Source organism: Latilactobacillus parafuchuensis, from assembly GCF_055271665.1.
Genome location: NZ_CM143875.1, coordinates 782,906 through 808,169 on the forward strand (window position 1 = coordinate 782,906; position 25,264 = coordinate 808,169).

Annotated in this window: 19 protein-coding genes and 1 other annotated feature; of the genes, 7 read left to right on the forward strand and 12 right to left on the reverse strand. The window is 40.7% G+C overall.

What is annotated here, in order from left to right; translation table 11 throughout:
- Positions 1–13 precede the first annotated feature (13 nt).
- The 3 genes from ACVPPQ_RS04095 to ACVPPQ_RS04105 form a co-directional block, all read right to left on the reverse strand.
- The gene (locus ACVPPQ_RS04095; RefSeq protein ID WP_463495890.1) at positions 14–1,063 is read right to left on the reverse strand and encodes a DUF916 and DUF3324 domain-containing protein; all 1,050 of its coding nucleotides are present in this window, start codon (positions 1,061–1,063) and stop codon (positions 14–16) included.
- Positions 1,064–1,097: 34 nt separating this feature from the next.
- The gene (locus tag ACVPPQ_RS04100; protein ID WP_463495892.1) at positions 1,098–4,766 is read right to left on the reverse strand and encodes a WxL domain-containing protein; all 3,669 of its coding nucleotides are present in this window, start codon (positions 4,764–4,766) and stop codon (positions 1,098–1,100) included.
- Between the two features lie 500 nt (positions 4,767–5,266).
- On the reverse strand, positions 5,267–6,082 hold the full coding sequence (locus ACVPPQ_RS04105; protein ID WP_463495894.1) for a helix-turn-helix domain-containing protein: 816 nt from the start codon (positions 6,080–6,082) through the stop codon (positions 5,267–5,269).
- A 204-nt stretch (positions 6,083–6,286) separates the two neighbouring features.
- Between ACVPPQ_RS04105 and ACVPPQ_RS04110 the strand changes: the two genes are divergently transcribed.
- Both ACVPPQ_RS04110 and ACVPPQ_RS04115 read left to right on the forward strand, forming a co-directional pair.
- Entirely contained in the window at positions 6,287–7,945 is a 1,659-nt protein-coding gene (locus ACVPPQ_RS04110) for a family 43 glycosylhydrolase (protein WP_463495896.1), read from the forward strand.
- A gap of 14 nt (positions 7,946–7,959) precedes the next feature.
- A complete protein-coding gene (locus tag ACVPPQ_RS04115) occupies positions 7,960–9,195 on the forward strand; it encodes an MFS transporter (protein WP_463495897.1) in 1,236 nt (411 codons plus the stop codon).
- A 543-nt stretch (positions 9,196–9,738) separates the two neighbouring features.
- Here ACVPPQ_RS04115 and ACVPPQ_RS04120 read toward each other — a convergent pair.
- Positions 9,739–10,245 carry a hypothetical protein gene (locus ACVPPQ_RS04120; RefSeq protein WP_025082826.1) on the reverse strand — a complete coding sequence of 169 codons (507 nt, stop codon included), beginning with the start codon at positions 10,243–10,245 and terminating at the stop codon, positions 9,739–9,741.
- 218 nt (positions 10,246–10,463) lie between these two features.
- Here ACVPPQ_RS04120 and ACVPPQ_RS04125 point away from each other — a divergent pair, with 218 nt between their 5' ends.
- Complete coding sequence (locus ACVPPQ_RS04125; RefSeq protein WP_463495899.1) at positions 10,464–11,030, forward strand: sugar O-acetyltransferase; 567 nt, start codon at positions 10,464–10,466, stop codon at positions 11,028–11,030.
- Between the two features lie 208 nt (positions 11,031–11,238).
- Here ACVPPQ_RS04125 and ACVPPQ_RS04130 read toward each other — a convergent pair whose 3' ends face one another.
- A complete protein-coding gene (locus tag ACVPPQ_RS04130; RefSeq protein WP_463495901.1) occupies positions 11,239–12,180 on the reverse strand; it encodes a zinc-ribbon domain-containing protein in 942 nt (313 codons plus the stop codon).
- Between the two features lie 71 nt (positions 12,181–12,251).
- Entirely contained in the window at positions 12,252–13,067 is an 816-nt protein-coding gene (locus ACVPPQ_RS04135; RefSeq protein ID WP_463495902.1) for a MurR/RpiR family transcriptional regulator, read from the reverse strand.
- A gap of 121 nt (positions 13,068–13,188) precedes the next feature.
- Here ACVPPQ_RS04135 and ACVPPQ_RS04140 point away from each other — a divergent pair, with 121 nt between their 5' ends.
- The 3 genes from ACVPPQ_RS04140 (at position 13,189) to ACVPPQ_RS04150 (ending at position 17,463) form a co-directional block, all read left to right on the forward strand.
- Positions 13,189–15,039: a beta-glucoside-specific PTS transporter subunit IIABC gene (locus tag ACVPPQ_RS04140; RefSeq protein ID WP_463495903.1), complete on the forward strand. Its 1,851-nt coding sequence runs from the start codon at positions 13,189–13,191 to the stop codon at positions 15,037–15,039.
- 15 nt (positions 15,040–15,054) lie between these two features.
- Entirely contained in the window at positions 15,055–16,536 is a 1,482-nt protein-coding gene (locus tag ACVPPQ_RS04145) for a glycoside hydrolase family 1 protein (RefSeq protein WP_463495905.1), read from the forward strand.
- 276 nt (positions 16,537–16,812) lie between these two features.
- Positions 16,813–17,463, forward strand: a complete 651-nt coding sequence (locus ACVPPQ_RS04150) for an HAD family hydrolase (RefSeq protein WP_463495907.1) — start codon at positions 16,813–16,815, stop codon at positions 17,461–17,463.
- Positions 17,464–17,598: 135 nt separating this feature from the next.
- On the opposite strand, the gene asnA is transcribed toward ACVPPQ_RS04150, so the two are convergent.
- The 6 genes from asnA to ACVPPQ_RS04180 form a co-directional block, all read right to left on the reverse strand.
- Positions 17,599–18,606: an aspartate--ammonia ligase gene (gene asnA, locus ACVPPQ_RS04155; RefSeq protein WP_463495909.1), complete on the reverse strand. Its 1,008-nt coding sequence runs from the start codon at positions 18,604–18,606 to the stop codon at positions 17,599–17,601.
- Positions 18,607–18,664: 58 nt separating this feature from the next.
- Positions 18,665–18,914, reverse strand: a binding site (T-box leader).
- A 69-nt stretch (positions 18,915–18,983) separates the two neighbouring features.
- Complete coding sequence (locus ACVPPQ_RS04160; protein ID WP_463495911.1) at positions 18,984–19,451, reverse strand: hypothetical protein; 468 nt, start codon at positions 19,449–19,451, stop codon at positions 18,984–18,986.
- 85 nt (positions 19,452–19,536) lie between these two features.
- Positions 19,537–20,262 carry a zinc ribbon domain-containing protein gene (locus ACVPPQ_RS04165; protein ID WP_463495913.1) on the reverse strand — a complete coding sequence of 242 codons (726 nt, stop codon included), beginning with the start codon at positions 20,260–20,262 and terminating at the stop codon, positions 19,537–19,539.
- 28 nt (positions 20,263–20,290) lie between these two features.
- The gene (locus ACVPPQ_RS04170) at positions 20,291–20,545 is read right to left on the reverse strand and encodes a Mor transcription activator family protein (RefSeq protein WP_463495915.1); all 255 of its coding nucleotides are present in this window, start codon (positions 20,543–20,545) and stop codon (positions 20,291–20,293) included.
- A 215-nt stretch (positions 20,546–20,760) separates the two neighbouring features.
- A complete protein-coding gene (locus ACVPPQ_RS04175; protein WP_463496334.1) occupies positions 20,761–22,032 on the reverse strand; it encodes an MFS transporter in 1,272 nt (423 codons plus the stop codon).
- Between the two features lie 52 nt (positions 22,033–22,084).
- Positions 22,085–24,367, reverse strand: coding sequence for an FAD-dependent oxidoreductase (locus ACVPPQ_RS04180; RefSeq protein WP_463495917.1), 2,283 nt, complete (start codon positions 24,365–24,367; stop codon positions 22,085–22,087).
- Between the two features lie 63 nt (positions 24,368–24,430).
- Here ACVPPQ_RS04180 and ACVPPQ_RS04185 point away from each other — a divergent pair, with 63 nt between their 5' ends.
- On the forward strand, positions 24,431–25,186 hold the full coding sequence (locus ACVPPQ_RS04185) for a helix-turn-helix domain-containing protein (RefSeq protein WP_463495919.1): 756 nt from the start codon (positions 24,431–24,433) through the stop codon (positions 25,184–25,186).
- Positions 25,187–25,264: the final 78 nt, after the last annotated feature.

Sequence of the window (25,264 nt, forward strand, 5' to 3'; positions counted from 1 at the left end):
TCTGCTCACATCGCTAACCAATTTTAATTAATTTAACCCAAGCGGTTGCTGAGATGATTGTTAAAACCCCAGCTGCCGTTGCGACGTAGGCCCACTTATTAGTGGGCTTTTTGAGTGCAGCCGCATTAATCTTCTTCACTTGTTGACTCTTAATCGTAAAGTGCTTCTTGAATTTCCAAGTCATTGGTAATTTATTCCACAAGTTGTTCCCTTGAACCGTGACATCGACCGTATACTTACCCGGTTTCAATTGATCAAAATTCCACGGAATAATCATCCGCATGACTGAATTAGGCGCAATTGATTTACCAGTCACTGTATTGACATGTTTCGAACTGAATAAACCATCTTTGGTAATTGCCGCTTTCACCGTCGCACTCTTCAATGCCATCGGTTGTGTATTTCTGAGATTGATTGACATCGCCGGTTGACTATTATTCAAAATCGGTTCAACTTTTTCGTATTTCAATTCTGGATAAACCTTATAGTTCGTGCCATGTAAGGCTACCCCGACAGAGTAAGAATAATTACTAGAAGCACCAGGCCCCTGGCTCTTAACGTCACTTTTATTCTTGGCATATTCGATAAAATGCCAATCACCGTAAATCATCCCACGTTGGCTACCTTCTGGCATCGTAACGGTCGCCGTGATGTTCTTGCCTTCACGTGCCGCGAGTTCAATCTTTTCATATTTTTTCGGCATCGTCGCAATTGAGGTAAAACTTGGACTAACCGAGCTATCCACATCAGGTGCCGTTGTTTTGAAGGACATATCACCACCATTTTGGGTAAAAGCGTTCCCTAAACCGGCATAAATTGTAATCTTATGATCCGCGTAATTCTTGACTTGCATCTGTAACGTTTCGGTTTCACCCGGTTTAATCTTCAAATCGTAATAGTTCTTAGTTGTATCAACCTGTGTCCCAGGTTTCAACGGAATTACTTCAAAATCTGTATTGCTAGCATCACTGCTTGTTGCCGCTTGTACTTGTTGGTTAGTGGCGGTTAAACCGCCAACGACTAGCAACGTACCTAACAGGAGTTGCGTTATTAGTTTTTTCAAAAGATTTTCAGCCCTTTTCTATCTGTAATCGTGCTTATGGTACTAAATTGAGGTTCCAAGTAATGGTGGTTGCATAATCTGCTTCATAACGTTTCGTTCCTGACGGCACGTGTAATCCGATACTCGTGTCTTTCGTGCTATCCGTACCAAATTGATAATGCCATTCGCCAGTCCCAGGGTTATCATAGGTCGTGTCGTCAGCATCACCATTGTTAACATCCGCGTAATGACCAGCTTTTTCGTAACTCATAATACCGGTCAACGGACTACCAACATCTAAATTGAAATTCGACTTAGACGTTAACGTATCTTTGTCACCAGCCGCCTTAGTCTTAGTCGTTGGATTAGCCGCATCACTGCCCGTTGACTGATTCGCAAGGACCGTGCCGTTCGTGAATTGTAATTGCGCACCTGTTAAGGTTTGGCGATTGCCATTGACATCTTCAGTCGTCTTGAATTGCGTTGATTGGGTCGCATCAACACTCCATGAATTGACGCCGTAATAATCACGAACTTGTAATTCATAAGGTTGCGTCTTCCCGTTGACCTGATCTTCAGCCTTCAGATAATAAGTCTGTTCAGTATCGGACGGACCGTATGAACCAAAGTACCAATGAGCTGGCACCTTAAGTCCAATTGCTTTCTTCTCATAACGGTAAGTAATGACTTGATCCCCTGCTGCAAATACAGGATTGTTCTTAGCTGCTTGATAGTAAGTAGCATTCGGTAAATCGGTATCTCCTGTGTAATCAACAACCGTCCAACCACTAATCGTCTTAGGTGACGATCCCGTTGCATCCGGTTTAGTCGTACTATCTAATAATTTCGTCCCAATCTTGCCAACATACGTCACTTCTGAACTAACGGTCGTTGGACTAGCCATATCTGATTCACGATCAAGGTAGCGAACCGTAATCTTGCCGTCTGATAACGGCTTAATTCTTGTGTAATTCGCTTTAACATCCCCAACCGAGCCATCATTATAGAGATACTTATTCTCCGCAGGAACGGTTTTAATTGATTTCGAATAATGAATAGTAACGGTATCGTCATTGCTTAAAGTAGCTTGATCAGCTGGTAATTTAATTTGAATGCTGCCAGTTGCATCGGTCACGTTAGCAGCATCGACTGTTTGCCATCCTTCGTCAGTTCCGTCAGCTCGCACAACCTTATACTCGGTATCTTTAGCATCATCATTCAAGACGCCATCAGCATCGGTATAATTCTCAGTTGCATCATTCTCCTGCGTCTTCAACGTAAGACCCTTCAACGTTGAACCCGCATCAGCTTTAACATGTGCGGTAAAGGCATATTGAATTTGGTCATCTTGACCACCTTCTGTTTCCTTGTCCTCGGCGGCTGTCTTAGCTGTTATATTCTCAACAGTTTGCGTTAACGTGTCTACAGCAGCTGTTTGTTTCGTTAAATGAAGAACCGTTGGATTAGCGGCTTTAAGGTGAGTTGCATCCGTTTCATTATCTAAGTTAGTCGCGTATAAATTACCGCCATTAGTAACATCTTTATCCTCGTTACTCTTAACTTTCATCTGATAAGTGACCGTTGCCGTTTTTCCGGCTGGAATATCCCCCACCGCGACAGTCAAATGATCGTTGAACTGCGTTTCATTACCATCAGTTTCGGCATCCACTCCAATTTGGACCTTCAATGAACCTGGAACTAACGTTAAGTCACTGTCATTATTAGTAATATCTTGAATCTTAGCCTTCAATAAATCGTCGCTATTGTTACCATCGGCAGCGACCGTGAACCGATAATCAATCGTGTCGCCATTCTGACCATCCGTTTCATCATCGTGCCAAGTACTTTCATTATCATTCTTAATTTCTTGTTTAACGGTCGCTTTCTGTTGAACAACTTTCGGCGTTTCAACATGACCATAGGCTTCGTTACTGTCGTAGCTGACTTCATCAGCGCCAGCCTTCTTAATAACGGTTAACTTACCCGTATTCGGAATCTTCGCGTAGGTCTTACCATTAGCATCGACTTGTTCATAGGCGCTTAAATCAGCCCCCGAATTAACCGTGGTGTCGATTTGTAACGTATATGGTTGCGCGTAATTCGTTTCATCATTTAAGAAAGTCGAATTAGCATTCGCCACTACTTGATTGCCGGTCACACTAATATCAAAGTTAGCCGTGACATCTGCCCCAGTCTGATCTAGCACCTTAACATCAGCCTTGGTCGTCGATAAATTAGTATCTAAATCATCACTCAGTTTAAATTCAGTTGATGGCACAAAGGTCGATATCGTCTTGCCAGTCGTTGATTGCGGATCTTCGATAACTCCCCCACGATATGGTAATGTGGTAACCATGTTATATTCAATCTTCGAATCATCCCAGTTACTATTATATTCGTCCCCATCACCATCCTTAGCTGGCGCGGAGAAAGCAACTGGCACTAGCGCGGTTGGCAAGAAATCAAATTCTTGTATATCACTAATTAAATAATTCAAACTGCTTGTATTTTCAAAAACGATTGTTGCCATCGCTCCCGTTGTCTGTGGCGTAATCGCTAAACTAGCACTATCATCACCATTAGTCGCGCCACTTGAAGCACTATTAAGACTACTATGAAGTGCAATTGTTCCATCGCTATATTTAAGGTAATTACCATATTGATTAATAATCGTTGATGAATCAGTCGTACTCCCTTTTAAATCGGATTGATTAGAAACGTAAATTTTCTTAATATTGCTGTCCGGAGTAAACTTAATATAATCCCGAAAATCTAAATCAGCGACCGTTACGAAACCAGAGATATCAATCGGTTGTTTCGTCGCATTATCTGTAAAGCTCAGCTTAACTTGAACAGGTTGATTAAAATCATATAAATCATTCGGCTCTTGATTTTTAGCAGCAATTCCCGAATTAGTTGTTGTCGTTTGTGGATAAAAACCCGTTGCGCTGTAGGTATTACCGATTGCTAACATCGGCATCACAACCCCATTTATTTTATCCCCTAAACCCGTTGTGAAGCGCCACTTACTATCTGAAAAACCAGAAGGAGTCTGATAGTTCGTAAGACCACCATACCAGCCACGTTTGTCCAATTTGACAAATTCTTCTTTAATATCAATCCAATGATGTTTCTTTTGTCCATCAACATATGACATTACTTTTGTGTACTGAATATACTGATTGCCATCCCCTTTTAGAGAAGACCCACTAATAAGTCCATTCGTACCAACCAATGAACTAGTTGTTCCATCAGGATTGCTAATCTTGCTAATCGTCTGTCCCGAAACACCGGGTATATAACTCGGAAAAGCATTATCGGGATATTCAATTTCTTGAGTTGGACTAACTACATCCACCGATTCAACATTAGCTTGTCCTCTTAATGCCTGTGAAAAATCAGGATACGCATCACCAGTTAACGCTTTAGGTTTAATCATCACCGATTGACTAGTTGCTACCTTGGTCGTTTTTTTAGCCGCCGGTTGACTCGTCGTTGATTGACTAACACTCGCCTTAGACGATTGTTGACTTGAACTTGTCGTTGCACTCGATTGACTCGATGTTTGACTATTGGCAACAACTTCTGACAATGAACTACTATTAGAGAGCGCTTTTGAATAATCAATCGTTGATGAGAGTTGGCTTGCATCAGACGCATTCTGCTTGGTGCTCCCCGCAAAGGCTGGAATCACCGTTTGTCCGATTGTTAATAGTAATAACATGACCGTCATTATTATGTAGGCTACACGCTTTTTCATTGCTGAAGTTCCCCCTAGTGTTATTCCGTGACTAATTGCACATGCTATAAACACCACATTGCGCTTTAGTTTTATGATATTGAACATCATAAAATTGGTTATTTAAAGTCTATTTTTGTGTCGCTTTAATTGTTCACAACTCAAGAGTTACGGGCTTTCGCACTGTTTCACAATCTTCGGGAAATGTCAGTTCGCGTTTTTTTAACCAAGTCAATAAAAACGCGCGTTATCAATTCCGTTAACCATATTGACATTCATCGTAAATGGTATAAACTGTTACTTAGAGAAAAGGTTTATTACTCTTAAGTTATGACTCGCTAATTAGCTTGCATAGCAACTAAAAAACAAGCGATTCTCAGCTGAGAATCGCTTGTTTTCATTTTATTTAGCCTATATCACGAATCAAAAAATGCCGCATCCTGGTTAGACACCACGTCTAATCAGGATGCGGTATTTTTTGGTGGTTACCGGTGGTACTTCAATCGGACCTGCTTCGGTAAATCGCCATACATTTTTTTAAACATTTCTCTGGCGGTCCGTTCATTCGTTAAACCGTGCTTTTGCACTAACCCTTTAATAGGTAACGTTGTTTTAATCAGATCTTGATATAGTTCACTCAATCGCAGTTCATAGAGATATTCAACAATCGTAATCCCGATTTGTTGTTTGAATAATCTTGATAAATAACTCGGATTGTAACCGAATTTGCGGGCCAATTGACTGACCCGTAATGGTTCGGTATAGTGTCGGTTAATTTCAGTGATAATATCTTTCAAACCACTCGTATCTTGACGAATTTTCGTTGATTCGGCAGTTCCGAATTTTAAAACCACCGTTTTTAAAATCATTAACAAAATAATCCCAAAATCAAATAGATACCCGGCTTTTTGCCGCGTGTTAATCTGATTCAATTCATTTAATAAACCGACTACTTTTTGATACGACTCATCGGTTGGTGCCTTTAGAATCATATTTAAATTAGCCGGATCATCACAATATTGCGCCATAAAATCTAATGGGATTTGTAAGACGAGTGCCTTATTTGCTGTACTGGTCACATCATGGACGACGCCCGATGGAATCACGATAAACTGCTGCGCTTGAACAACGTGCGCCTCACCATCAAACTTAAAAATCAATTGACCCGACATGACATAGATCAACTCGATACTACTATGCCAATGAAAAGGCACATACCCGTTTGTTTCAACAACTGATTCGTAGAAACGAACGCCCATCTCTAAATTAGAGATGACATTTTCATGATGTTGTCTGACCATTCTCAAAAACCTCCGCTTAAAAAATATGACAATTCTTACGTATCAAAAGCAATATCTTGACTAAACGCTTTCATTTCATTGACTAGGATGCGCTTTCATTTTAAGATAACGAAGACCTCTTAAATCAAACTCAAAACAATCAATTCACTCTATAATAGCATATTTAGCAATGATTGTTAGTTCAAAGAATGGAGTACATCAATGATGACAACTATTGAAAACCCAATCATCAAGGGCATGGCCCCTGACCCCTCGATCATTCGAGTAGGTGCAGATTATTACATCGCGACTTCCACTTTCCATTGGAATCCGGCGGTTCAGATTTTTCATTCCACCGATTTAGCCAATTGGGAACTCAGCTCATACGCGCTAACCAACCATGAAGTTGATTTGCGGGGAACGAGTACCCCGGCCGGAATCTGGGCCCCCCATCTTTCTTATGATCCCCAATCCAAGAAATACTGGTTAGCTTATTCGCACATGCAAAACATGGCGGGCCGCGAATTCAATTCTGACTCGTTCGCTGTTTGGGCCGACAATATCAACGGTCCTTGGTCAAAACCCCTTTATTTAACGTCAATTGGTTTTGATCCCGCCCTCTTCCACGACGACGATGGTCACCATTACGTTTCAATCCTCGAATGGGAAACGCGGACTGGGTATCAAGCGCCTGGTCATATCGTGATTGCGGAGGTCAATTTAGACCAAGGTGGCATTATCGGTGATTGGCACCGGGTGACGACTGGTTTTACCACTCGCGGTTGCGCTGAAGCCCCCCAAATCTACAAGCACGATGGCTATTATTACTTACTGATTGCCGCGGGCGGGACTGGTTATGCGCACGGTGTTGAAATCGGCCGGTCTAAAACCATTTTGGGGCCTTATGAACCGAACCCGACTGGTGAACCGATTATCACATCGGCGCCCCAACATCTTTTCTCATTAGGCGACCCCGATGCAGGCCATTTCGAAATGTACAATCCGAATTCGTTAATGCAAAAAGCGGGCCATGGCTCACTGGTTCAAACACAAACCGATGAATGGTATATCACCCATCTCATGTCGCGGCCATTACCGGAGACAACCTTAAACCCACTAGGTCGCGAAACGTCGCTCCAAAAAATGGTCTGGCGCGATGGTTGGTTACAAATGGCGGACGGTTCCAACTTCGCTAAGATGACGACGCCTGGAATGACCGGCAGTCAGACCACACAATTAGCCAACGCCGATGACATCGACGACCAATTCGAACAGGCGACCTATGACTTGCGGTTTATGACCCCCTACCATGAACAAGCCGCGCATTGGGCGAATACCACTGAACAGCCCCATCATTTACGGATTTACGGCAACAATTCCTTCTTCTCCCAGATTAATCCAGCCATTATGGCGACTCGGGCAACTTCCTTGGACTACACGGTCCAAACAAAAGTGACTTTCCAAGCCGATCATTATTCCGAATCAGCTGGCCTCGGTCTTTATTATGATTCGAATAACTGGCTCTATGCGCGATTAGGGCTCAACGATACCGAAGATGGCACCATCTTGCGTATTTTACAAGCCAAACTTGGCGAACGAACAGATGATAGCCACCACCAAATTGTGGTTCCGAATCAAACCGCTGAGATTAAACTCGTCTATCATTTCGGTGTCGTTCAAGTTTGGTACCGATTGGCCACGCAGAATGACTGGTTAAAACTCGGTCAATCAATCGATGTTAGCTACCTATCTGACGAAGGCGTTAACGGTGAACCCGGCGAGATTGGCGGCTTTACTGGCCTGTTCAACTTCATCGGCGCCATCGACGCACATCAACATGATTCGTTTGCTGATTTTGATTATTACACCGTTCAAAACAACTAAAAGGAGTTCTTATCATGGCAAAAAAAGTAGTCACCCTTAAACGACTGATCCCCGGTTTAATCATTGGCCCCGCTAGTTGGCTTGGCCCGTATATCGTTATGAATAGTCTTTTCTTACCCGCACTCATCCAACATCTGGATGCTGCCAATAAAATTCAATTGGTCGCCTTGTTTTCAACCTGTGGGATGGTCGTCGCGGCGATTTCAAATATGCTCGCGGGCGCCTTATCCGATAAAACCCGTTCACGCTTTGGGCAACGAACACCTTGGCTTATCGGCGGTTCTTTCGTCTTCATGCTGGCGATGATTGCCGCTTCAATGGCACCCACTATTACCTTACTATTAGCCGCTTGGATGGTCGGGCAAGCCGCGTTGAACTTCATCGTGGCCCCGATGGTCGCTTGGATCGATTTAGCCCCGAAAGATAGTCGCGGTACCGCTTCTTCCGCATATGGCGGTTTAGGGATGGCCTTAGGCAATAACGCCTTTAACGTCGTTGGTGCCATGTTATTGGGTCAATTTCGGTTAGGTTTCATGATTTTTGGGATCATCACTTTTGTTGGCACATTAATCGCCGCTGCAATCGTGCGCGAACCTTCTAATTTAGACGACGCGATCGTCCATAAAGAAACGACTAAAAAACTCTCATTGAAAGACGCTGCTGCGATTTTTCCTAGCTGGCACGTCGGTCGGGACTACTATCTCGCCTTGATTGGTAAATTATTCCAAGGCGTCGGCAACTTCGCGATTACCGGTTATATTCTCTACATTATGACCGACTTCTTACACATGGGCAGTCAAACGCAATCGTCCATTCAATTAATCAACATCATCATGCTCGTGTTCGGAATTCTAATGGGCTTCATCGCCGGTCCTATTTCCGATAAATTTAAAGTTTTGAAATATCCGGTCGCTTTCTCAACCCTGTTCCTCGCATTCGGCGCTTTGATGCTCTTCTTCTTTAGAAATAATACCGGCATTATCGTTTACGCGTTTGCAGCCGGCATCGGGATGGGTGTTTGGAACTCACTCGACAACCTCTTAAATCTTGAAGTGATTCCTGATGAAAATCGGGTCGCTTTCTTCCTAGGGGTTTACAACTTAGGAAACACCATTACTCAAGCCATCGCACCAGTCCTCGCGGCGGTCGTCATTTCTTGGTTTGGCTTCTCCGCGATTTTCATCGTCTCATTCCTCTTCTCATTAGTCGGTGGCATCGCAATGCTCTGCATTAAATCAGTTAAACGTTAAAACAGAAGAGCGCTAACTCGAGTTGATCAGGCTTCGAGGATTAACCTAAGGATACGGATTATGGTCGGGTTTAACCATAATTTGTATCCTGTCGTTAACCGGAGAAGGCTACTCGAGAAGCGCGTTTAGAGCGCTGAGTGCGTTGAGTTGCGGGTAGCAACTGAGCATTAATAAAAATAACGTATTATGACGTTTTCCAGTCGTAATACGTTATTTTAGATTAAGCGGAAGTTGTTGCAACTCAAAAGCACGTTAAAACAGAAGAGCGCTGATTCGAGCGGTTAATCTTCGAGCATAACCTAAAAATGCCAATTATGGTTGAACTTAACCATAATTGGCATTTTGTAGTTAGGTAGAGAAGATTGCTTGAGAAGCGCGCTGATTTGCAGTCAGCAACCGAGTCTCAAGTTAAAAAAACGAGTATCCTGAATTTAGGATACTCGTTTTTTGATTTGAACAAAAATTGATGATTCCTGGCACGCGCCAACGAAGAATATTCGTTTAATATCGGAACACTTAGACGAACGTCACAGGCTCTTTTTACTAGTTATTCAGTTCAATTGATTCTTGAGCTTGATCTTGGTGCTGGTGTAACTTAGCCATGACTGTCCGGGCAATCGGTTGAGCGATAATCGCTTCAACGGCAAAGGCAATTGCAAAGTTCCGGGGCCATTTTTCAAAGAAATGGATAATTGGGACCATATTAAACGCGTGGCCACCAATCCAAGTTCCGATGACGGTTAAGAAAATCGACATCAGAAAAACGTTACAGAGTTCCGTAATAATCATTTTAGCTGAGAAACTATCGTCGTCAGCCGTTAATTTATTGGCCATCCATTGTGCGGGTTGTTGCGTCAAAACGACTAATACCACGACACATAACCATAGCCAAGGAATCACTTGGAGCGTTGCGCCCCAGGCTTGCCATGAAAAACCGACTTCAAAGCCAGTCACCAATGGTGCGATGATGTTGACCGATAAAATTGAAATAATCCCGATAAATAAAACCATTTCTTTGGCGTTTCTAGGTAATCTTAATGCAAATTCCATGTGTTAATTCCTCCATCAGCGCATAAAAAAAACAGCACAAAGCAAGGTTCTGCTTTGTGCTGATCAATTATACGCACTTTTATTTAATTTTTTAGTAGAATTATATTGTAACAAATTTTGCTGAAAATTGCTAATGATAAATTATTTCAATTTGCACTTAGCCACTAAGTGTTCTATCGTAAAGGTATGTGTTTTAAGGAATAGAGGAGATTTTTAGGATGATTGAAAAAGATGAAACGTTTAAAAAAATGACAAACGGTGAATGGTATTTTGATTCCCCCACGGTGATTGCCAAACGGGACGCGACCCGCTTAGCGCTCCAAAAAGCGGGCCAACTATTCGACAACCAGCAACGAATTAACGCGATTCAAAGTTTGTTAGGTCAGACTGGGACCGACTTCTTCGTTGAAACCGGCTTTGAATGTAGTTTTGGCGATAATATCACAGTTGGCGACCATTTTTACGCAAACCGTAACGTGTTGATTTGCGATGAAGCCCAAGTCACGATTGGTGATCATTGTAAATTCGGCCCCGGCGTTTCATTATTGACGCCTTACCACCCAATCGATCCCACTAAACGCGCCACTAAAATCGAAATTTCAGGCCCCATCACCATCGGCGACCACGCTTGGTTCGGCGCCAACGTCACGATTTTACCCAATGTGACCCTCGGCAAGAACGTCGTCGTCGGTGCTGGCAGTGTCGTCACGAAGTCGTTCCCCGATAACGTGATTATCGTCGGCAACCCCGCGCGCGTGTTGCGTGAAATTCCAACGGAAGAATAAATTAAAACAAGCTGTGACAGAACTCGGTTATCAATTGAGTATCAAGTTGGAAAATCCGATTATCCTGAATTTAGGGATAATCGGATTTTTTAATTTGAACGGAAATTGATGAGTTCTGGCGCGCGTCGGAGAAGAATATTTACTTAAGACTTCTGTCACCACTGCTTTATGCTGTTTAATTTCTCATGTGATTCGACTATTTTTAGCGTTACGAAATCGCTTGGATTAATTGACGTAATTCACTAGTCGCTGCTTGGTCATCGGAAATGGCAAACGTGACCTTGGGGTGATATTCAGCTAATTGATCATCTGCCTTTTCACCAAAGCCATCCGTTTGTGAAACACCCGTGCCATTCCCCGTTTTCCATTCATAAACAATCCCATTATCACCCAATAGATATTTCGAAACGGGTTGACTACTGTCCAGATTAATACTATACCCTTCAGCAAAAGAACCGCTATCTAACGAGCTATCAATCCCAGTTAGACCATCTTTAGCAGTATAGAATATCACCCCACCAATCGCATGAATCTTAAAATGACTAGCGCCAGGTTGTTGATTGTTCTGAACTTGAATTTGCCCATCCGGCGTATTGGCGTACCAATCACCTTGCCCAGCCGCACCGTGATCAAAGTAATAATCACTGACCGCCATATTACCCGTTTTTGCCCGGCCAGCAGCCCATTCTAAAAACTGAGTCGTGATTAATTGTTTTTGACTGCTAGACAACTGGTGTGAATCAGCCGTTGTGTTTTGCGTATCGCTAGCTGATTCGTCATCTTTGCTTTTAGCTGTTGATTTCGATGCTGATTTGGACTCAGTCTCTTTTTGTTTGCGTTCTTCAGCTCGTAAACTAGCGCTAACTGATTCTGATTGACTCATTCGCCGTTCTTTACGGCTAGCGGCCTCACGTGCTGTTGATTTGGCTTGCGAATCTTTGACATACCAAACACCGCCACCTAGAACCAGTATTAAGACCACAATCCCGGCCCACAATCGTTGCGGATTGCCGGGTTTCTGTTGTGGTGTCGCCGTTCGATATATTGGTATTTCCTTTTCAACACGCGTTGTTTGCAATTGATTACCGCAATTAATACAAAAATTATCCCCAATTGGATTTTCAGTCCCACACTTTGAACACTTAACCATTACGCCACCCCTTTAACTTTTACCTAACATCTAGCATTAATTCTACCATTAATTAACAATCAATTATTCGCCTACACCTCAGTTTGTCGCATCAATTGCCGATATTCATATACAATAAAGTCATTTAAAATATTATATTGCAGACTATGGGTCTGAATATCAGTCGTATTCTCAAATTTGATAACATAGTCAATAAATGGCAGTAAGTGTGTCTGTGCACTACTCGTCATAACCACAATTTTTGCTTTAGAATTCAGAAACGATTTTTTCTGTGACTGTGATAGAAATGTTTGGTTAAACTCAACAAAATCACCTGAATTTGAATAGATAATAATCAAAGTATCCGCTCCCGCATTCTTAACAAAATCATCTTGCTTCTTATCATCTGAAAAACAAGTAATATATTTATCGTTATAAGCTAATTTATACTGTAAATCTAAAGCCCCAATCCCACTAAAAAGTAGCCCAAATGCTGCAACGTTCTTATAATCAGAAATATCCTGTGCTAATTTTTTAATTAAGATTTGATTCGTATCTGCAAATAAATGCTTAACATCAGATAGAACGGCTGCTTCAAAATGTGAATATCCATTCTGATAAATATCATCTAGCACGTTATGATTAAAATTAAGTTCGTTTTGAAATTTATTGGTAAATTCATGTTGGAATACATTATCTTTTAAATCAATGTAATCATCGAAGCCAAGAATTTTAACAAATTTAGAAATTTTACTTTTAGAGACATTACAAATTTGAGCAATTTCTGTAATTGAAAGATCATGTAATTCATAGTAATGTGCCAAAAACGCTTGTGCAATTTGATAATCAGTTGAGTTGATATTTCCAGCATTAATAACTGCTAGTAATCGGGTTATGAGCACTGACATTAAACCATACCTCCTTTATTAAACCTGTTGGATAGTTTCCAATTTGTAAACTATCCACTCTCGTTAATGTAATCGTTTTATTATAATACTTGTAAAACCTATACGAAAGGATATTAAAAATATGTCAAAAAAATATGATGCTTTGGCAACTAGAATCATTGAATTAATCGGCGGTGCTGATAATGTTATTAACTTATATCATTGTATCACTAGACTTCGATTTAAATTAAAGGTCCCTACGATTGCCCAAAGCAACAAAAATGAACTTCAGAAACTTTCAGGCGTCCTATCAGTTGTTGAGGCGAATGGCCAATTTCAAGTCGTCATCGGTAGTGCTGTTGCAGAGGTCTACGATACGATCATGCAACTGTACCCAATTAAATCAGCTTTAGGGTCAGATAATGATACGAGTACCGAGGCCCCGTCAGAAAAACCTACTGGTAATATCCTAGCACGTTTTTTCAACGTCATTAGTTCTATCTTTAATCCCATTATTATTGCGCTCGCGGGATCAGGTATGTTGAAAGCTGTTTTAGTCATCCTAACAACTTACCATTTACTGGATGCCAAGAGTTCATCCTATCTAATTTTAGCAGCAGCTGGTAATGCGTGCTTTTACTTCTTACCTTTGTTACTGGCCATCAGTGCTGCTCGAGTTTTCAAAGCCAATCAGTTTATCGCACTATGTATTGTTGGCGCACTTATGGAACCTAACTTCGTCGGCATGGTTGCAAAAACCGGGACAGTCGTTTCATTTTTAGGGATTCCCACCGTACTTATGACCTATTCTGGAACAGTCATCCCTGCGATTCTTGCAATTTACGTCTACTCTAAAGTTGAAAGAATTTTAAAGCGCTTTATTCCGAAATCTATTGAACTTTTTGCTTTACCATTATGCGCATTATTAATAATGGTGCCGTTAACAGCCATCGTATTTGGACCAATTGGTGTTTATGTTGGGGAAGCAGTCGGAAATGCCATTAACTTCGTTTCCTTACACAGTGGCCTCTTAGCTGGCGCACTTGTTGGCGCTGGCTGGACCTATCTAGTAATGGTCGGTGTTCATTGGGCTATCGTGCCAATTATGATTAATAATATTGCAACTCAAGGTTATGATACAATTCGGCCAATGATTGCAATGGCTACCTTTGCAACTGCTGGTGCCGCACTCGGTGTTTTCTTAAAAACTAAAGATAAATCTATCAAATCTCTATCGTTATCGGCATTAGTGCCGGCACTATTAGGCGGAATTACTGAACCCATCGTTTATGGTTTATCAATTAGATTTAAACGTCCTCTAATTGCACAAACGATTGCTGGTGGGATTGCCGGTGCTTTTGTTGGTGCATTAGGTGTTAAAGCCTCAGTTTACGTTTTCCCTGCATTAACAACTTTACCTGCCTTTTTTGGTCCTACTTTTATTTACTATATTATTGGGATCACCCTGTCTTTTGTCCTATCCGCAATACTAACGTATATCCTCGGATTAGGGAAAACGACTGATGATGAAGAATCAACACCAGCAAATAAGGATGCCATTAATCTACCCGTCGTTGGCACTGTTGAATCTATTACAAAAGTTAACGATGATGTTTTTTCTACCCGTGTAATGGGTGATGGTCTTGCAATTATCCCTAGTGAAGGCACCATTACGGCGCCTGTTACAGGTACCATTTCAGCGGTTTTTCCAACGAAACACGCTTACGGTATCACTAGTGAAAATGGAACAGAAATCTTGGTTCATATTGGTTTAGATACCGTTAATCTCAAAGGTGAACATTTTACTTCACTCGTAAAACAAGGGCAATCAGTTAAACGTGGTGCAGTCATTGGAGAGTTTGATTTAGCTGCTCTCACAGAATTAGGTTACGATCCAACGGTTATGATGATATTCACTAACCATCCAGTCACTAATCTATCGATTGCCGGTTTTAACGGTGAAAACTATACAGAATTTTTAGAAACAAATTAAAGGAGATTAATTCTAATGACTAATAAACAAACGTATTTTCCTAAAGATTTCATGTGGGGTGGTGCAATTGCTGCTAATCAAGCAGAAGGTGCTTGGAATATTGACGGCAAAGGTATGAGTGTTGCCGACGTTTCTAAATACCGCCCTGAACTAGATCCTAAAGACTATGTTAATCAATGGCACGTTAATCCTGAAACTATCGAAGAAGGGATGCAAACAAACAATACTACCAACTTCCCTAAACGTCGTGGTATTGATTTCTATCATAAATACCCAGAAGATTTAAAATTACTCAAAGAACTAGGTCTTAACGCCTTTCGATTATCAATCGCATGGACCCGGCTATTCCCAACCGGTACTGAAAAAACACCGCTCCAGTCTGGTATCGATTACTATAAGAACATGTTCCAAACATTGCATGCTTTAAATATTGAACCAATCGTCACTTTGTCTCATTATGAAATGCCATTATATCTTGTTAACCATTATGATGGTTGGGCCAGTCGCGAAGTTGTCGATTTCTTTGAACACTTTGTAGAAACTTGTGTCGATAACTTCAATGAAGATGTCACTTATTGGCTAACCTTCAATGAAATCGATTCAGTTTTTAGACACCCCTTTACAACCGTTGGTGTTGTTGAAGAAAAATATAAAAATAAAATTAAAACTGAAGAGGTTATCTATCAAGCCGTTCATAATCAGTTTGTTGCAAGTGCATTAGCGACTAAATACATTCACTCAAAGAATCAATCTGCTATGGTTGGTTGCATGTTAACCAAGCGTACTGCTTATCCACTAACACCTAACCCTGAGGACGTAGCACTTGCTCAAAAACATAACCGTGAAAATATGTTTTATTCAGACGTTCAAGTTCTAGGTGAGTATCCACAATGGCTATTAACTGAATTAGCAGATAAACATTTTGATTTGAAAATGCAACCTGGCGATCAAAATCTATTGAAAGAAAACACAGTTGATTATGTTACCTTCTCTTATTACATGTCGATGGTTTGTAGCATCGATGGCGAAGGATTAGAAAAAGTAGGCGGTAATCTGACAACTTCAATCAAAAATGATTACTTGGAAACAAGTGACTGGGGATGGCAAATTGATCCAATTGGTTTACGGATTAGCTTAATTGAATTAAATGATCGCTATCATTTACCATTAATGATTTCAGAAAATGGGATTGGGGCTATTGATCAATTAGAAGCTGACCATCAAATTCATGATGATTATCGAATCAACTATTTCAAACGTCACTTCCAAGAAGTCAACGAGGCAATTAAAGAAGGGTGTCACGTTATTGGGTATATGCCTTGGGGCGTCATCGATATTATTTCAGCCTCTACCAATCAAATCTCCAAACGCTATGGTTTTATTTATGTCGACTTAGACGATTTTGGCAATGGTACTAACAACCGCTATAAAAAGGATAGCTACTACTGGTACCAAGAAGTTATTAAAACCAGTGGTGCCTCTCTATATAACAGTTAAATTATGACATAAAAAACCTGCTATCAGTTGTTATTTGACTGATAGCAGGTTTTTTAGTCCATATAATTATTGGTTACAACAACTGAAATTATATTATTTCGTCTGACAACCATAGAGGGATTATGATAATTTTACCTTAGATAATTGTGGCCTTTATTAAACCAACTTTTACATAATACCACGTTCCGAAACCGCTATCATTATCAATCCTCAGTATGCTAAGATAAATCTATCAGGTTTTCGAACTTGCAAATCTCTTCTTAAGGAGTCGGTTATATGCCTAAAGGAATTATCTTCGATATGGACGGTCTCTTGGTCGATTCAGAAATCATTTCATTCGAAATGTATCGTGCCCTACTAGCCCACCACGGTATTTTTGATTTTACCACTAACGATTATGCGGCCAATTATAGTGGGCATAATGCACTAGATAATATGAACAACTTAATTCAGACTTTCAATTTACCAATCACCACAACCACAGGTCTGCATTACGTTCAGCAAATTGAATCAGAATTCTTAGAAAGAGGGGTTGCACTTAAACCAGGCGCCCAACAATTACTAGCGTTCTTAGCCAGTCATCAATATCTGATTGGCCTCGCCACTTCAAGTACGGCAGATCGGGCACAACTCATTTTGAAACAAAATAATATCCAACATTACTTTGACGCTTTGACCTTTAATGCCGAAATCAACCACGGGAAACCTGCCCCGGATATTTTCAATAAGGCCCGCACTAAAATGGCCTTGGCCCCCAATGATGCCTTGATTTTTGAAGATAGTGAAGCGGGTATCCAAGCCGCTAATGCAGCCAGCATTCCCGTGATTTGTATTCCCGACATGCACCAACCCGCCCCGGCAATATTGGCAAAAACGGTCGCAGTCTATCCAAATTTGGCCGCAGCCATCGCTTATTTTAAACAGTAAGCTAACTGAATTTAAGGCATTGTCAAATATTGTTAAAAGCCCCTCTAAAAAGTTGGTTTAACCTAACTTTCTAGAGGGGCTTTTGCTGTTAGCGAGTTAGTTGCTTGTCGTTCTTCTCAAAGTAATTCCAACCGGTTACAACAACTGAATCCCCGCTGATTCGCACTGGTCAATCATCGCTTGTGGCCAGATGCTGGTTTGCACTTCGCCAACATGCGCTTTGCCCAATAATAATAAGCAGAGTCGGGATTGGCCAATCCCACCACCAATCGTGTAAGGTAATTGGCCGTTTAATAGCGCTTGGTGGAACGGTAACGACACTCGATTTTCAGCATGCGCCGCTTTTAATTGGCGTTGCATCGCTGCTTCGTCGACCCGAATCCCCATGCTCGATAATTCGAGTGAACAATTTAACGGTGCGTACCAGAATAGGAGATCGCCATTCAATGTCCAATCGTCATAATCTGGGGCCCGACCGTCGTGGCGTTGACCCGATTTTAACAACCCACCGATTTGCATTAAGAAAACACAACCCAATTCTTGCGTGATGGCATTCTCACGTTCTTTCGGCGTTTTAGCCGGCCAGCGGTCTTCTAATTCCTGGGTCGTCACAAAATGAACAGTATCGGGTAATTGGTGGACTGCTTGCGGATATTGATACCAAACTTCGTGTTCCATGTGTTTAATCACTTTAAAAATCGTTTCGACAGTCTGTTTGAGCGTCGCTTCAGTCCGTTCAGACTTCGCAATCACCTTTTCCCAATCCCATTGATCGACATAAATCGAATGAAAATTATCCAAATCTTCGTCCTTACGAATCGCGTTCATGTTGGTGTAGAGCCCTTCGTGTAGTTCAAAATCATTCTTAGCGAGCGCCATCCGTTTCCATTTCGCCAATGAATGGACGATTTCAATCGTATGTCCGTCAAAATCGGCCATCGTAAATGACACGGGGCTTTCCACGCCGTTGAGGTTATCGTTTAGCCCCATTGCGTGATCGACAAACATCGGTGCCGACACACGGGATAGGTTCATTTGTTGGCCGAATTCATCCTGAAACGTTTCGCGGATAAAGCGAATCGCAGCCTGAGTTTCCCGTCTGGATAATTTTGGATCATAATTTTCTGGTATGGTTAAATGCATATTAATCGACTCCCTCATTGAATTCACAAAATAAAAAAAAGCCCTTCATCCCCCTAATACAAGGGACGAAAGACTTTTCGCGGTACCACCCAAGTTGCCCACAATTGCGGACCACCTCTACTAAACGCACTAACATGCGCGCCGGTGATAACGTTCCGGTAACGTCGAGGCCTACTTTGTGCGCGCTACATTTCAGCCTGAAACTTTAAGGAGGGTTATTCAATCAAATTGCCACTTGTCGGGTTTCCACTATTCCCCAACTCACTGTTAGCGCAAAAATGACCTACTTGGCTCCTACACGTTTTTATTTTGTGGTTTAATGATAGCACAATTAGAAACATTAGGAAAGACTCATTTAAAAGAAATACCTAACTTCTTTATTTCTTCTTGTTCATCAATTCGTCCGCTTTTTTCTCAAGGTTAACTCCAAAGAAGCCTGCGGCACCGGCAGCTAATCCGATGACATTTCCAAGAATGTAGATCCAGCCACCTAGTGCAAATGACAAAGCAGCACCTGAGCCTGTCGCAATTTCATCGGCGACTTGGCCCTTTAAAACAAAGACGAAAATTAACGTAATCGCTGGTAACACCAATTTAATTAACTTATCGTATTTTTTTAAAGCATCCACGTAATTAGTAATCAAAACAATTAATGGTAAAGCAATGACTAAGGTGCCCAACATATAGTCACTATTAAAAATCAGCCGATATCCTGGATACTCTAAAGCGCCAAATACGCCACCGTTATCCTTATAGAAAGCCCCTAAAAATAGGGCGACAATCATGATAATTGCCCCAAACACGTCTAAATTATCAAAAATCTTCTTTTTTGTTTGTTCACTCATAATACCCACACTCCATTATTTTATATTTATTATTAAATCCTGCTTCAGTTGACCTCGATACTCCCCCGAGATGGCCACTTCACGTTTACATGGTATAGGTTAGAACCTTTTTAAAGTTTCTACGGTGCCATTTAATGACACTAAACGTTGGCCGTTGGACTAACAATTCTAATTGCTGGTCATCAATTTCAAGATACATATGATCCCATTCGTTCGTAATTGGATATTTTTCAACATCCATTTTAGTGACGTCACTATTTTTGATGAAGTGATTATCGTCATTGAATTTCATCATGCCGATACAACCCATTAATAGAATGCCGTCTGCCTCGAAACTCATGACATAGTGTTGGCTCTTCATCCCAGTCAAACCGCCAATCGTAATCAAGTCAGACCAATCGATTGGCGTAGCGACGTAAACAAAATTATCGGGATTATCGGAATAACCCAGTTCGATTTTTCTGTCGATAATGGCCCGTTCACGCATCAACGGACCAACATCCATCCCGCCTTTAGCCACTAATCCCAATAGGGTATCCGCTGCCGAACTAGCACCCTTGCCTTCGCTCAACGTTTGTTGCAATTGATCATTATCTTGTTCTTCAGTTTGGCTAGTTTCCGTCGGTTGAGCAACCACCGTTGATTCTGATGACTTTTCTTCAACTGTCTCAGTTGTTATTTGATCATCTTGGCGCTCGGTCGCTTCAGTAACTATATCCTTTTGAACTGCTGATTGCTTTTGCCCACAATCTGTACAAAATTTTGCTTCCGGTGGCAATTCAGTACCACAATTAGCGCAATATTTTCCCATACCTCACAAACCCTCTCTCCAAAGATTACTAAGTCTCTTTTTGACTAATCGCTTTATTAATCCAGCGTTGTGAATAATCATATTTATGCATTAATACCGCTGAATTATGGCCATTAAATTGTTTTTGAACCGATTTAGCGACCTTATCCCCCGCGTACATGCGCATTGGTAATGTTAGTTGTTGACCACGATAGGCTGAATAAACTTTCAACATCGCTTCTTCCCCAATTAAATCGAATAATTGACTATAAACATCTTGCAGATTTTCCCGCTCAACTTTCACACACCTGACACCTCTTTCCAAGTTTCTTACCACTAATCTCGTCATTAGTTATGTTATCAAAAGAACAAAGCCAATGATAACGTGCCACAACCTGCGTTTTTCCTTGCAAATTGCAGGCGGTAAAGCATTTAAAATTGCTTGGGGCATCAAAAAAGACCCGATTATCGAATTGATAATCGGATCCCGCTATAGATTTATTTATGTGATTGGTCGCTTTACTTATCTGAGTCCAAATCAATTTTGCCAACAACAAAAATATACGAAAGAGCGCCTAACAATGCCACAACAGCAATAAAACTTAATGCAGAAGAAAAATTCCCCTTAGAAACTAAAAAGCCGATCACAATGGGAATGACAATTGAGGATAAGGCCCCACAGCCATTAAAAATACCGCCTGCCAGTCCAATTAGATGTTTAGGTGCAAGTGCAGTCACAAAGACCCACGTTATGGTTGCCAAACCATTGCCGAAAAAGGCAATCGACATAAAGGTAATAATTAAAATTGGACTTGAAACAAAATTTGCACCTAAAATCAGCAACGTTAGTAGTAGGCCGGTAATCACCGGCGCTTTTCGTGCAAAGCTTGGTGTTTTACCCATTTTAATTAAGCGATCAGATATGATTCCTGCCAAGATTACCCCACAAAATGCCGCCAAGTAGGGAACACTTGATAACATGCCTGATTGCATAAAATTAATATGTTTAGCTTTCGTTAAATAAGTTGGGAACCAAGTTAAAAAGAACCAGAACGTTCCAGAAATAGCGAATTGTCCAATATAGATACCAATTAACCGGCGTGTAAATAATTGTTTAATATTAGCTGCAGTTAGTTTAGTCTTTTGTGTCTTTTCGGTCGTCGGTTGCTGTTGATCGCCATCTGTAATAGCGCCCCCGGCCTTAATATAGGCTAACTCATCTTGACCGATGAAACGACTTTTTTCTGGATCTGTATAAAAGAGATACCAGATAATCGACCAAACAATGCCGATAATACCAGTGATAATAAATAGGCCACGCCAGCCAATTGCATTATGCACGGCATAAAGAATTGGCGTTGAAAACGCAAGTCCTAAAAATTGGGCTGATGAATAAATTCCAATTGCCGAGCCCCGTTCATTTTCTGGGAACCAATACGAAATCGCCCGATTATTCGCCGGCATAACAGGTGCTTCAAAGAAGCCAACACCCAGTCTAAGCCCCATTAGTTGTCCAAAGCCCCCCACAAATGCTTGAAAAACAGTCATTAAGGACCAACCGAATAAACTGATAAAATACATAATTCGTGAGCCAAATTTATCTAATAAAATACCTCCTGGAATTTGCATCGCTGCATATATCCAGCCAAAAGCTGAAAAAATTAAACCTTGTTGAACCGTTGTTAAACCAATTTCCTTCGCTAACTCTGGCATTGCAATCGAAACATTTGTCCGATCCATATAATTAATCACAATGTTAATAAAGACAAACGCTAAAATAACGTACCGCATATTGGTGGATAGTTTCTTCTTAGTCTTAGTTTCTGTCACAACAACTTACCTCCTAATAAACTCGTATTTCATTCAATGAAACTTGCTGACTACCGTTAGTTTGTATAATTTCGATCCGCAACTTTTTAGTTTTTACAGATTGTTCAAATTGTTTCACTAAGTGCCGTACCCGATTGTCTGTAACTTGCCATAATGGAAGCCACTGATCGTCTTTTTGATAAAGTATTTGAAAATCCTTAATCAATTCTGGGACAATCTCAAAACGAGTGCGGTGGTGATGCAAGTTAATAATATCTTCATTAACATCGTCATTAAACGTTAAATTAACTTGTGAAACAGTTTGTTCTTGCTCCCACTTAAGCTCAATTATTTCGGGTGTCTGACTGGCCGTCGTTACCCACATATTGGGCCCACCGTACGGTCTAACATAGCCATTAATTAATTTATCTGCAGAAAACGCTGTTGTCTTTGCAACTCTAAAAATAAAATTACGGCGATTAATGGTTTGATTGGTCCAATATAATAAGGGACTTTCTCTTGTATAATCGTGTAATTCTGGCTGGCTGAGTTCACCAATTGGACTATCAATATAACTTAATACCCCTGAAAAAGCTTGGTTACCCAAATAAAGAGCACAATCTTGATTTTTTTCTACGACTACAAAAAGATTTTGTGCTTGCTTGGGTAAAAAATTAATCTCCACGGTTTGCCATCCTGTAAACTGTCCCGGTAACTCAATTGTTTGTTGTCCAACCAATTGATCTGGAATATAATTCTGTGGTTTCCCCGTCGTATACCATTTCACCGTTAAAGCCGTTTTTCTGGTAGTTGCAACAAAAAGTTCTAGTTGTTCAATACTTGGCTCTACCGGAATTGTAAAAGCAACAGCCTTATTCAAAGGATATTGTTCTGCATTTGGCGCATACGTATTAATTTCCGTTAACGTATGACTGGCACTAACCTGTGCTTGTCGTGCTAAATCTAACTTATCTTGGTTTTTGATTCCTAAAACTGAGCCATCAGTTTTTAATAACGTTTGCTGATATTCAGCTAAATACTTATGATAAATATCTGTTGGCCGGACTTCTTTTTCAACTGCAAAAGCCGCAGCCGTTCCAGCCGCTTGGCCCATTACCGCGCAAGTTGCCATTACCCGAATCGTCCCAAATGCCACATGGGACGCGGAAACATCACGCCCTGCAAAAAATAAATTATCAATATCTTGAGCATACAAAATACGATAAGGAATATGATAAACGCCATCTGCTACCGAATGTCTTGCCCCTACAGAATCGTTATACATACCTGTCGCTGGATGTAAATCGATTGACCAACCACCAAAACCAATTCGATCTTCAAATAATATTTGTTCTTCTACATCTTGCTGTTTTAGTACATATTCTCCTTTAAAACGTCGATATTCACGCTTACCAGGCACAGAACCAATCCAATCTAACGTTAAGTTTTCAGCATCATATTGCCCAGAATTTTTAATGTAGTCCCAGATGCCATAAACAACTGCTTGAAGCTCATCGCGAACTTTTTCATTATCATGAACAATATCGAATTCGCCACCCCATTCAATCCACCAATAGGCACAACCATTATCTTCTTTTTTAATGATGCGATTATTCATAATCGCCGTTTTAGTAATATCTTTTGCGAAATTAGGTTTTACATATTTAACAGGATGTCCGGTGTCACGTGTATAGAAAAATAACGTACTGCCCAATGTTTCACTATCCCCTGTCGTTGGTGCTAAACTTTCTTGATACTTATCACGATTTTCTCTTCCAATACTAAATTCGGCCCCAGCTAAAAATCCGATTAAGCCATCCCCAGTACAGTCAATAAAGTATTCGCTTTCAAAAGTTAATACGCGTTCTGAACCTGACATGAACCCTTCAACATTTTCAATTTGCCGGTTTTCTTTCATTTTAACCGCGGTTACTTCTGTATTTAGACACAAAGTAATATTCGCTTCATCCCGAACTTTTTCCATTAATAACGCATCCCATAAATAAGGATTCCCATCAGGATTGCGATATTGATTTTCAACAAAAAGTTCACCCATAATACCTGTTTCACGTGCATAGCGGTTGACCCCGTGCTTAGTTGCGCCAGCTACCCAGACTCGAACTTCACTGCTAGAATTACCACCCAGAACGCCTCTATTTTGAATCAATGTAACTTTTTTACCTAGGCGTGCAGCAGAAATAGCAGCACATATTCCTGCTAAACCACCACCCACTACCGTTATGTTTGCGCTTACAGTTTCTCTTCTCAAGATATTTCCTCCCTTTCGATAATCTAACCTTACTAGATTGTTACTCATTGCACAATTTACTTTTTTTACTAAAACATGTATTATTTTGACTATAGAAGGGACGGTTATCAAATGAGTCTATCAACGCAGGGTTACACCTATTGGCAAAACAAACCCACTTTTCAACTTGCAACCGATACCGATTCCCATTGGATTATGTACATCATTGAAACCGGTCAATGTGAATTTCAATTTGGTCAGCATCAAGGAATCGCTAAAGCCAATGACATCTTATTAATTCCGCCCTATATTTCTTTTCAACGTCAAATGATTATTCCGATGACCTTTCATTTTATCCGTATCACTTCTAATTTAGCATTAGATAATCCTTTAATTGGCCAGCATCATTTTGCAACTAGCCGTTTTGCCGATAATTGTACGATGTTAAGAAAAACAAATTTTAATTTTAGCAATTCTGCAGAACTAATCAGAGCCCACGTTATTAATGATTTCTTAATGCAAGAAGAATTAGCTCGACTCCAAACAACTCAATGTCATTTTACGCATTTAAAAAGTAAAACTGTAGCCGACGCGATTGATTTAATGCAACATAATCTAACCCTATCAATTAACGCCATCGCACAAAACTCAGACGTCAATGCTGCTTATTTTTCACGCCAATTTAAAAAATTAACCGGTGAAACTCCGGTCAGTTTTTATACTAAGTTGAAGCTCAAAAAAGTCCAAGAGTTATTGATTACAACTGAGTTTTCGTTAACTGAAATTGCTGATCGAACTGGCTTTAACGACGCATTCTATTTAAGTCGTGTCTTTAGTCAACATTTACAATGCTCACCTAGTGAATTCCGCAAAAAACATATTATTTAAAGATTAAAAAGGCACCGGCGCGCTTGATTAGCGCATCCGGTGCCTTTTTATCTAGATATAACCTGATTGATAAGTAAT